The sequence below is a fragment of the Xylophilus sp. genome (genome assembly GCA_009914555.1).
Classification (GTDB): Bacteria; Pseudomonadota; Gammaproteobacteria; order Burkholderiales; family Burkholderiaceae_C; genus WNDY01.
Genome location: WNDY01000099.1, coordinates 1 through 8,349, shown reverse-complemented (window position 1 = coordinate 8,349; position 8,349 = coordinate 1). Strand labels below are relative to the sequence as shown.

The following is an 8,349-nucleotide window of genomic DNA, read 5'->3' as shown; positions in this document are numbered from 1 at the left end:
ATGGTGATTCGCCCGAGCCGTTCTTCGGCTTGAAGCTCTTGATCGACGCCCAGGCTTCGATCAGCGTGCCATCGACAGAGAAGTGGTCCGTTGACAGCAGCCGCTTTACCTTGGGCTGCGAAAGGATCGCACCCAGGAACTTCGCGGCGATGTCGCCTTCCAGCAGCCGGTCGCGGTTCTTCGAAAACACCGAATGGTCCCAAGCTGGATCGTCAATGCCAATGTCGACGAACCAGCGGAATAGAAGGTCGTATTCCAACCGCTCCATCAAAAGTCGCTCAGAGCGGATTGAATAGAAGGCTTGCAGAAGCATGGCGCGCAGAAGCTTTTCAGGCGCGATCGATGGCCGCCCGATCGGCGAATAGAGCGCTGCGAACTCCCGTTCCAGCAAAACGAGCGCGTCGTTCACGATCTGCCGGATTGCCCGCAGCGGATGATCACGACGAACACGATCCTCCAGATCGACATAACTGAAGAGTTGACCTGTCCTCACATCGCCGCCACGCATCCATCAACTCCGAATCTCGACAAAGCCAATGAATCACGACCAAAGTCTTCACGCCAGGCCTTTTTCAACAGCCTGCTAGGAGTAATGCAATGAAGATCGTCCTTATTGCTGCCGCTGCACTCGCTATGATTTCAAGCTCTGCACTAGCGCAGGAGCCGCCTAAGCCACCTGCACCTCCATCTGCAGAAGCGCCGGGCACGCCACCACCACCTCCGCCACACAGAGGTCCGCCTCCCGGAAAGTCAGCACACATCCGCGTTGAGGATAAAGGCTTCAAGGTAGATGTAAAGTGCGCTGAAGATCAGTCAACGAACGACTGTGCTGAGATCGATTACAAGTTGCTCGATCGCGTTGGCCCACCGAAAAAGTAACCTGGTTAAGCTGACCCGCCTCGATAGGGTTATTTTATCGCACGGATACGAAAAACCCGCCCAGTGAATTATCTGAGCGGGTTTTTTGGGTTTTCGCCGGCGGGAGGGATCGGTACGGGTTGGATCAGCCAGCCAACTTAGTAAATGCTATCAAGGTTAATGTGCGGTTAAAATAACTTAGGTTGTAATACTAGCCGTCCGATTTTTGGCGCGCAGTTCGATCGCCTTCAATCTCTCCGCAAAGAATATGATCTTGTTCAGATCATAAAGACGGCTAGCCACGTCCTTCTCACCAAACCGGTAGCAAGCCTTAAAGATGTTGCCGAGCGCAAAGGACATGCGTTTGTGTTCAATAAGGTCGTTTAACTCGTTTGCACCTTCAGGCAGCTCGTAATAGCTAGTCGAGCCACCGTCGCTTATAATTGCCGTCATACACCCTCCCTCACCTTCCGCTTTGGCTCTTCGAACTTCTCTGTCACAGGTCCGCCCGCCAGTAAGCCACGCAACGCTGACAGCTTGCCTTCCACAAGCGGTCGGAAGCGCCTTGCAGCAAACGGCGGGTTTTCATAACCAAACTGCGGGCAAGTTCTGCGATCTACGCCCTTGAGGCGTACGCCGATGTAAGAGCCGTGAATATAATGCTCAAAAGGTCCGATCCACTCTATCTCGTAAATCTGGCCTTCCTTCACCTCGAGGTATTGCTCAACGCCAACGACTGAATCGATGCAGACCACTTTTTGCCCAACATGGAATTGGTTCATGCTGAATCTCCTGCAAGGATGACTTCGGCAATACTGCCTCCTGCAATTCTATGTATATCCGACCACGCATATTCATCGTCGAATACGCAGATCGCTATCGCGGCACATCGCTGCCTTTCTGCAAGGACGGCTGCTGCAATTCTCTCCTCGATGTGACGCTCAAGTTTAATTGCTGCAATATTTTCGCCCATCACGCCGCTGCCCTATTCTCAATGCTTCGATACTCAACTGCCACATCGTGCTGCATCGCTCGATCGATGCCCATCTTCATTCCGCCGCTGATACCACGATCAGTGTAAACAACGCATTTCGTCGCCACACGATACCAGGCAAGGCCTGCCTCTATCCCCAAGGACCGTTCATCGGGCTGCATATCGTCCAGCACTTGTGTGTTCAGCAAATGGCTAGAAATCGGCGCCTCGCCTCGCCGCAGGCTGTCTAAGAGGCACGCTCGTGCATATGCTATGTTTCCTTCCACGTCGCCGCTGTACGGCGTTTCGATGATAACGAGTGATTGACGGTTGTCGTTATAAGGTTTTGGCAGGCACCTTATAACCCCTGACCTTGACCGCTGACTTTCAACAGCGGCACGTGCGGCTTTGTCTTCGGCTTCTTCAAGCATATTCTCTCCTCGTGTTGTGGTGAAACGCCGGTTGGTGGGCGGCGTGGGGTTGGTATTGTCTGGATGCGGTTTCCAAGCCTACAGTGGACAAACAATCAGGGAGGCCGATATGCAAATATTAGATGCCAAGTACATTGGGAACTCAGTCAGCATCCATCACTGTGCAGTTCTCCGGAAAGAAAGTGGTCGTGGAATATGGCCCGATAGCTCCACCGTTGGACGGAACAATGCATTCCCCATTCATCGACAATAAGGATCTAGCCATGAAAGAAATTTTTGCACGAACCAACCAACTTGAGACTGAAATTCGAGCGGCCGTCGCAGACTATCTAGCGTCCCAAAAGGGCTGACAGTTAGGCTGCAGCCCTTTGACTATCCGCATTATCATTAGCCGCCGCATACTTCCCTGGGACCATTTCCGGCCTAAGTGTAAGGCGTGAAACTTCTCCGTGTAGTTTTGAATAAGTGATAATCTTCGCGCTTCTGCCCGAAAGCCATCCTCCGCCCGCAGCATAAGCATCAGGAGCGGCAAGTGTTTCATGGCGTTCTACATACATCAGGCCTGATTTGCGCCCTTCGTCAGAATGCAGGTGATCAATGTGGGCGTAGGCATATTTGCTACGTCCGTACATTTCGCGAAATTTACCGGCTAACGTTGCATCGACATTGTTGACGCCACGCTTGTGACCGTGATGTGCAAAGATTGCAGTGCTGCCCCACTCATATGCATAGTAGAGGCTGGGAGAGTTATCTACGGTAATGCGCGGTTCATTCTCATACATCGCCGCCAGCATTTCCCGGAGCCATGCAGATGAGGCCGGATCGTGGTTGCCCTGCGCCATAATGATATGCACATGCCGGTGCTTTTGCAGCAACATATCAATCACACGACGTACCGTGCGGATGATCACTCGGATGATCTTCTGTAAACGTGAATCCGAATCCAAAACATGCTTGCTTGCAGGCGGTTACTGTTTCCATGCTGTCGTAGTGAGCAAGGTCGCCCAATTGCGCAAAAACAGCGGTATGCGCATCCGGCGCCAGATCGATCGACGCCGCAAACCAATCAGTCACAAGCTGCTCGGCAATCTCAATATCATAATCAGCGCCGGTTTCTTCCCTCCAAGCCAACATGCCGAAATGCGCATCAGTTAAACAAAAGAAATTCAACAGATCCTCGCGACAACCTTTCGGCGCAGGCATGATAGATACGCGGGGCAAATCTTCTTTAAGCGCTTCAACCATGGCTGTGATCGCGGCACGCTGTTGGTCAGCGTCCGCGCGTTCCATGATGTGCTGCGTTACGATGCGGCCTTCGCTGTTAACGAGCGTCGTCTTGCCTTTTACCGCCGGACCGGCAGTCGCCTCATAAACAGGGCCAGACTCTTTCGCCTGGCGCATGTATGTGCCGTTAGGCGTCTCGATCAGGCTTTTGATTGCATAGCCTGGTAGCGTTTCCTTCGGACCCATCAATCCGAGCTCAGCCGCGCGTTTGATGCTGTCGTGAAATGCAGACTTCTTGACACCGCACGCGTGGGCAGCCTTCGTTATAGTGCCGTGCTGCTGATACGCAGCAACACGGCGGGTTAGTTCTTGTTTTGAAAGGCGCGTGTTCGCCCGCTGTCTGTCATTGGACATACAGTCTCCTCGTGTTGGTTGGCTTGCGGGTTGGTGGCCCGCAATTTGTCATTGTGGTGGAAGTGAAAGGGGCGTCAAGTGTAAAGAACGCCTACATTTCTATCGAGTGCAGCGCCATATATCAAAAATCCAATTTGAAAAACTTTCTCTTGTCAATCAAATGTCCACCGATAATAACGCACCCATGTGCCGGAAACAGGGTGTGGCCCACGTCCGACAATTTTGAATCCTAAATGTTTGTAGAACCCAGCTGCGCTGGTATTACCTTCGGCCATTCGGAGAGTAAAACCGGCCGGCATTTGTCTTTTGGCTTCTTTTATAAATTCGGCGCCAATTCCCTTGCCTTGAAAAGAGGGAAGTACAAAAATCTGATCAAGTCTACCTTCTTTAGGTTTTAACGCCAGCATACCGACGATCTTATCGGCACTTTCTGCTACAAAGAGGAGCCATCCATTTTCCAGTTCAAAATCAATACGCGTCCGGAGATCAACGACTAAAGGCATGATGACTGCTGCATCCATTTGAGCAGCACTTTCGTGCCAAACGGAAGCAACAATATCAAGATCGTTTTGGGCCGCTAGACGTAAATTGATCACTGGTCGCATCAAACTCTTTATAAACTAAAAATCGACGGACTCATATCACCCCCTCACCCGCGTCGTCTTCTGCTCAAACACACGATCCATGCGCTCGGTCAGCCCATCAATACGGTTTGCAACGCTTTCGATTGCGCGCATGATCTGCGAGGTCTGTTCCTGCATCCCGGCCTTTGTGGCGAACGTTTCGGCTGATCGCAGCTTATAATCTGACAGCTCCTGCCGCGTCAGTGCGGCAAGCGCCGTGGCTGCTTCGGCTTTAGCGGCCGTTTCATTTCTCGCGGCGTTGATCTTGCTGTCGACGTACTTCCAAAGGCCAAACAAAAAGCCAAACAACATCACGATGAAGCCGACAACGCCCATGATTTCAGGTCCGGTCATGCTTCGTTTCTCTTTAGATTAAACATAGTTAATGTGCCCCTTTGTGTTCGCTTAAGGTCTTTGCTGATATGATTGCGGCATGAGACAGGTATCGAACAGTTTGATTGGCGAAATCTTCGGTGCGGTTCTGCGAGTTTTATGCATCACGGTGCCGGTGATTGTTGCACTGGCGGCTATAGTCTTGATCGTGAAATACGAAGAAGGACGGGCGTTCATGCCGAAAGAGCAAACCCCGGGAGTGACCGAGCCTTTGGGCAACTGACCTCAAGGCCGTACCCCGCACAGCTTTTCCATTTTCTCATTCTCGGCCAGGATCTGGCGCTTGGTTTCTGTTGTGTCGTCGTGACTGGCGTAGATCGCTCGCGCAACATCGCAATAATTACCGCTTGTCGCGCATCCACTTAGCAAGCCGAGCGTCAACAGCGCTGTCATCAAGACGGCTGACTTCATTTTCTATCTTCCTTGCTTTGGTTGCGGATTGTGCGTCGCGCGCGGTCTGAGCCGTTTTGCTATCAGACCGTCCTTTGAGATACGCGCCGACAAGGACAGCCAGCGCCGCAGCGATTGCCACGGCGTAGCCTGTCATGCGTGCCTTTATGTTTGCAAGCCAAGTCACGCTGCCACCCTCTTCAATTCGAGCCTGCCCGTATGCCACAGCCAGAAGCCACCACCGATGGCGACGAGGACTAAGGCGACAGTCAGAAATGCCCACGGATTTGAAACAGCACTGATAAGACCGGTCAGAAACGTACCGCCACCAGCTGCGACGATGGTTTGCACCGTCTTATCCTTGAGCAAAGGCACGTCATCAGGCTTAGCGTCATCAGCAGAAGCGGCTTTCATTTCACGGGCAGCGATAAGGCTGTCTAGGAAGTTGCGATAATAGCCAGCAATTAGCGTGGCCTTGTCGGTGCCGTTGACGATAGCTCGCGCGCCTTCAGGATCTGCTTTGCCCTTGCCGAAATAATCCGCGAGCTTTCGCCCCGTGAACTTGCCCAGCACCATTCCTTCAAACAGGATGCGGATGGCCGTCCCGAGCTCAAGCGCCTTCTCCGGCGCATCGGCAATGCCGAACTTCTTGTAGTTTTCCTCGCCAGTAATCTGAGGCAGGCCTCGCCCGCGATAAAGCCAACCATCGTTTGCATTATCGTTGCCCATGCGACCGCCATAGACCTTGTTTGCGAACTTTTGAGGCCGGCGAACATACGGCTGGGCGGCCGCAATCGACGAAAAACGCTTCGGCCATGTCTTCCGAATTTGAGCCGCGCTGGTGTAATTCAGGTTTTCAACAACCGGCTGCATCTTGCCGCCTGTCTCATGAAAGACAGTCGCAAGAATATAAGCGATCTGCTCGTCGGGTAGATTGCGGCGCTCGGCTTCGGCCAAGATAGCCGATGTGCCATCAACCTGAGCTTGGCTCAAACGGCCGCCAAAAGGTGCGCGCCTCGCATACGCGAAGAACGTTGTTTTGTTCATTTGATTGTCCTTGGAATTATATTTGCGGAAGTCACGCAGTTTTGGTGCGGCTCTCGACTGAAAAAACGCCTATCTGTACGGTGGCGTACATTGATTAGGCGTGGATTTATGAGATGATGAGTTGGCGCGAAGACGGTCTGCCAAATACTGCTGTGCGCAAAGCTCCGACTAGATCCGTCTCGTCGGGGCTTTTTTATTGCTCGGGGATCGACTTCTGGGTGTGGTTTCGTTCCCTGCACGACTTGTGCATTTCAACCACAAACTGTACCATCGCGTTTTTATCAGGAGGGGATCATGGACTGGATCAGCGCTATTAATATGGCTTTGGCAATATCGATGGCAGGGTTCGGCCTATTATGTCTCGTGATTTTGTGGGTACAGCGAGATTGAAACTATCGCCTCTCTGTACGCTACCGTACATTGCATTGGCACGCATTTGTGAGAAGATACTGATGCGTATCGACGTCACCGCAGACAGGCTGTACGCATGGCCTCAGCTCGTTAAAGATACCCACGAGCTGGGGCTTTTTATTTCTGCCCCAAAGTAGAAGTTCATGGACTTGCGCTCAACGCTTAGTTTCCGAATAAAACCCTTAGGTAGCCTCGCACAGCCTCTTTTTCAGAGAAGCTCCGTCCTCTGATTTGCAGATAATCACGATCGTACCGGGTCTGAAGTTGTTCGATGATGGCAGTTGCTAAGGCATTCGCATCTGCAACCGGAACAAGAAGACCGTACTTTCCGTTCTCAAGAATTTCTCTTGGTCCGCTCGGACAGTCCGTGCTCACGACAGGGCAACCACAGGCTAGAGCTTGGACTAAAACACCAGGCAGCCCCTCATACTTCGAGGACAGAACAAATAAATCAGCGTTGCGCATGTACTTAAACGAATTTTGAACGAAGCCCTCAAATATAACATCATCTGTGATATTTAACTTCTCTACCAATAGGTTGAGATCTGAGAGCATTGGACCTTCGCCCAATATGATCAGACGAGCTTTAATTTTGGTTCGGACTTTTGCAAATGCTTTTATTAGTGTTTCAAAATCCTTTTGGGGCTTCAGCTTCCCTACTGCGAGAATTACGGGGATTTCTTTATTTTTAAACCAAACATGCTGCATGTCCTCCAATGATTGTTCTTCAAGTGTCGAATTGTATACAGCATTGTCAACGGCATGAAGCTGATGATCAGGTAACTTTAGAGCTTCGCCCAGATCTTTAGAAACGCCCTTTGAAACAGAAACAATTGCATCGGCCCGTTCAAAAAAATACCTTAGCGTTGGGGCTATGTGTTTCTGACGCCATTTCGCTCGCCCGGTATAACCTTCACTCAATTGGTTTCGTTGGCCTAAAACTATGCGTGTATAGACATCTGACACCGTTCGTGCAACGACCGCTGCGATGTTACCATAATCTAGCAGGCTGTTGAAGAAGTCTCTGGTTTGGCCTTCAGCACGGCCTCGTCTCCGCTATCGTATGCGAACGTGATCTCGATCGCGCCATCATCGAGTAACTCGGCATGACCGTCGCCCGATACTTCGTCCATTTCATCGCTTCCGCGCCATCTGAAGAAGACCATGGACGTGCTGTAGCCGAGATCGAGGCTCGCTTGCATCGCACCGAAGGCGATTTCGCCATGCCCGTTGGCCCCGATGGTGATTGTGGCGGGGTCAACCAGGTCGAGATAATCCCGATCCCATAGATCGGCCTCGACGATCCGCCAGCGGCCAATCAGGCGGCAGTTCGGGGCCGCGCTCATGACGACACCGCCAACAGTTTCGGCAGCCGCACCAGATCATAGGCGGCGGCCGCGAAGGTGAAGGCCCATCCGACGCGGTCGCGGCCACGGAACTTCGTCTTGTCCTGCCCCGCGACGGTCTTGATCCAACCGAACGCCTCCTCGATGCGCTTGCGGATGCGCAAGCTGACCCCATAGCCGGAATGGCGCGTCGTGCGCCCGTCAATGGCCGAGCGGCGACCATTGACGTTCTGCGCCAC

15 protein-coding genes are annotated in these 8,349 nt (G+C 52.2%); 1 reads left to right on the top strand and 14 read right to left on the bottom strand.

Translation table 11 applies throughout. From position 1 onward, the window contains the following. The 9 genes from GAK38_RS22785 to GAK38_RS22745 all read right to left on the bottom strand — a co-directional run. Positions 1-508: transposase (locus GAK38_RS22785; RefSeq protein ID WP_325346951.1), on the bottom strand; the 508-nt coding region annotated here is incomplete at its 3' end. A gap of 548 nt (positions 509-1,056) precedes the next feature. Beyond that, positions 1,057-1,311 (bottom strand): hypothetical protein, encoded by a 255-nt coding sequence (locus GAK38_RS22780; protein ID WP_325347187.1) that lies wholly within the window; start codon positions 1,309-1,311, stop codon positions 1,057-1,059. Further along, positions 1,308-1,640, bottom strand: a complete 333-nt coding sequence (locus GAK38_RS22775; protein ID WP_325347186.1) for a hypothetical protein — start codon at positions 1,638-1,640, stop codon at positions 1,308-1,310. Before GAK38_RS22775 ends, GAK38_RS22780 begins: the two co-directional genes overlap by 4 nt. Beyond that, a complete protein-coding gene (locus GAK38_RS22770) occupies positions 1,637-1,831 on the bottom strand; it encodes a hypothetical protein (RefSeq protein WP_325347185.1) in 195 nt (64 codons plus the stop codon). Before GAK38_RS22770 ends, GAK38_RS22775 begins: the two co-directional genes overlap by 4 nt. Continuing rightward, positions 1,831-2,262, bottom strand: a complete 432-nt coding sequence (locus tag GAK38_RS22765; protein ID WP_325347184.1) for a DUF7768 domain-containing protein — start codon at positions 2,260-2,262, stop codon at positions 1,831-1,833. The genes GAK38_RS22770 and GAK38_RS22765 overlap by 1 nt, the downstream gene beginning before the upstream one ends. 353 nt (positions 2,263-2,615) lie before the next feature. Beyond that, positions 2,616-3,173, bottom strand: a complete 558-nt coding sequence (locus tag GAK38_RS22760; RefSeq protein WP_325347183.1) for a hypothetical protein — start codon at positions 3,171-3,173, stop codon at positions 2,616-2,618. Beyond that, on the bottom strand, positions 3,142-3,900 hold the full coding sequence (locus tag GAK38_RS22755; protein WP_325347182.1) for a hypothetical protein: 759 nt from the start codon (positions 3,898-3,900) through the stop codon (positions 3,142-3,144). Before GAK38_RS22755 ends, GAK38_RS22760 begins: the two co-directional genes overlap by 32 nt. A gap of 152 nt (positions 3,901-4,052) precedes the next feature. Then, positions 4,053-4,505, bottom strand: a complete 453-nt coding sequence (locus GAK38_RS22750; protein WP_325347181.1) for a GNAT family N-acetyltransferase — start codon at positions 4,503-4,505, stop codon at positions 4,053-4,055. Between the two features lie 36 nt (positions 4,506-4,541). After that, positions 4,542-4,877 carry a hypothetical protein gene (locus GAK38_RS22745; RefSeq protein WP_325347180.1) on the bottom strand — a complete coding sequence of 112 codons (336 nt, stop codon included), beginning with the start codon at positions 4,875-4,877 and terminating at the stop codon, positions 4,542-4,544. Between the two features lie 79 nt (positions 4,878-4,956). Here GAK38_RS22745 and GAK38_RS22740 point away from each other — a divergent pair, with 79 nt between their 5' ends. Beyond that, positions 4,957-5,139 carry a hypothetical protein gene (locus GAK38_RS22740; protein ID WP_325347179.1) on the top strand — a complete coding sequence of 61 codons (183 nt, stop codon included), beginning with the start codon at positions 4,957-4,959 and terminating at the stop codon, positions 5,137-5,139. Positions 5,140-5,256: 117 nt separating this feature from the next. Here the strand turns inward: GAK38_RS22740 and GAK38_RS22735 are convergent, their stop codons facing one another. The 5 genes from GAK38_RS22735 to GAK38_RS22715 all read right to left on the bottom strand — a co-directional run. Beyond that, positions 5,257-5,463 carry a hypothetical protein gene (locus GAK38_RS22735; protein ID WP_325347178.1) on the bottom strand — a complete coding sequence of 69 codons (207 nt, stop codon included), beginning with the start codon at positions 5,461-5,463 and terminating at the stop codon, positions 5,257-5,259. Positions 5,464-5,489: 26 nt separating this feature from the next. Continuing rightward, positions 5,490-6,353, bottom strand: coding sequence for a hypothetical protein (locus GAK38_RS22730; RefSeq protein ID WP_325347177.1), 864 nt, complete (start codon positions 6,351-6,353; stop codon positions 5,490-5,492). Positions 6,354-6,926: 573 nt separating this feature from the next. Then, positions 6,927-7,685: a glycosyltransferase gene (locus GAK38_RS22725; protein WP_325347176.1), complete on the bottom strand. Its 759-nt coding sequence runs from the start codon at positions 7,683-7,685 to the stop codon at positions 6,927-6,929. Positions 7,686-7,765: 80 nt separating this feature from the next. Beyond that, on the bottom strand, positions 7,766-8,110 hold the full coding sequence (locus GAK38_RS22720) for a hypothetical protein (RefSeq protein WP_325347150.1): 345 nt from the start codon (positions 8,108-8,110) through the stop codon (positions 7,766-7,768). Further along, a partial coding sequence (locus GAK38_RS22715; protein WP_325347151.1) for a transposase occupies positions 8,107-8,349 on the bottom strand: 243 nt, incomplete at its 5' end. The genes GAK38_RS22715 and GAK38_RS22720, both read right to left, overlap by 4 nt.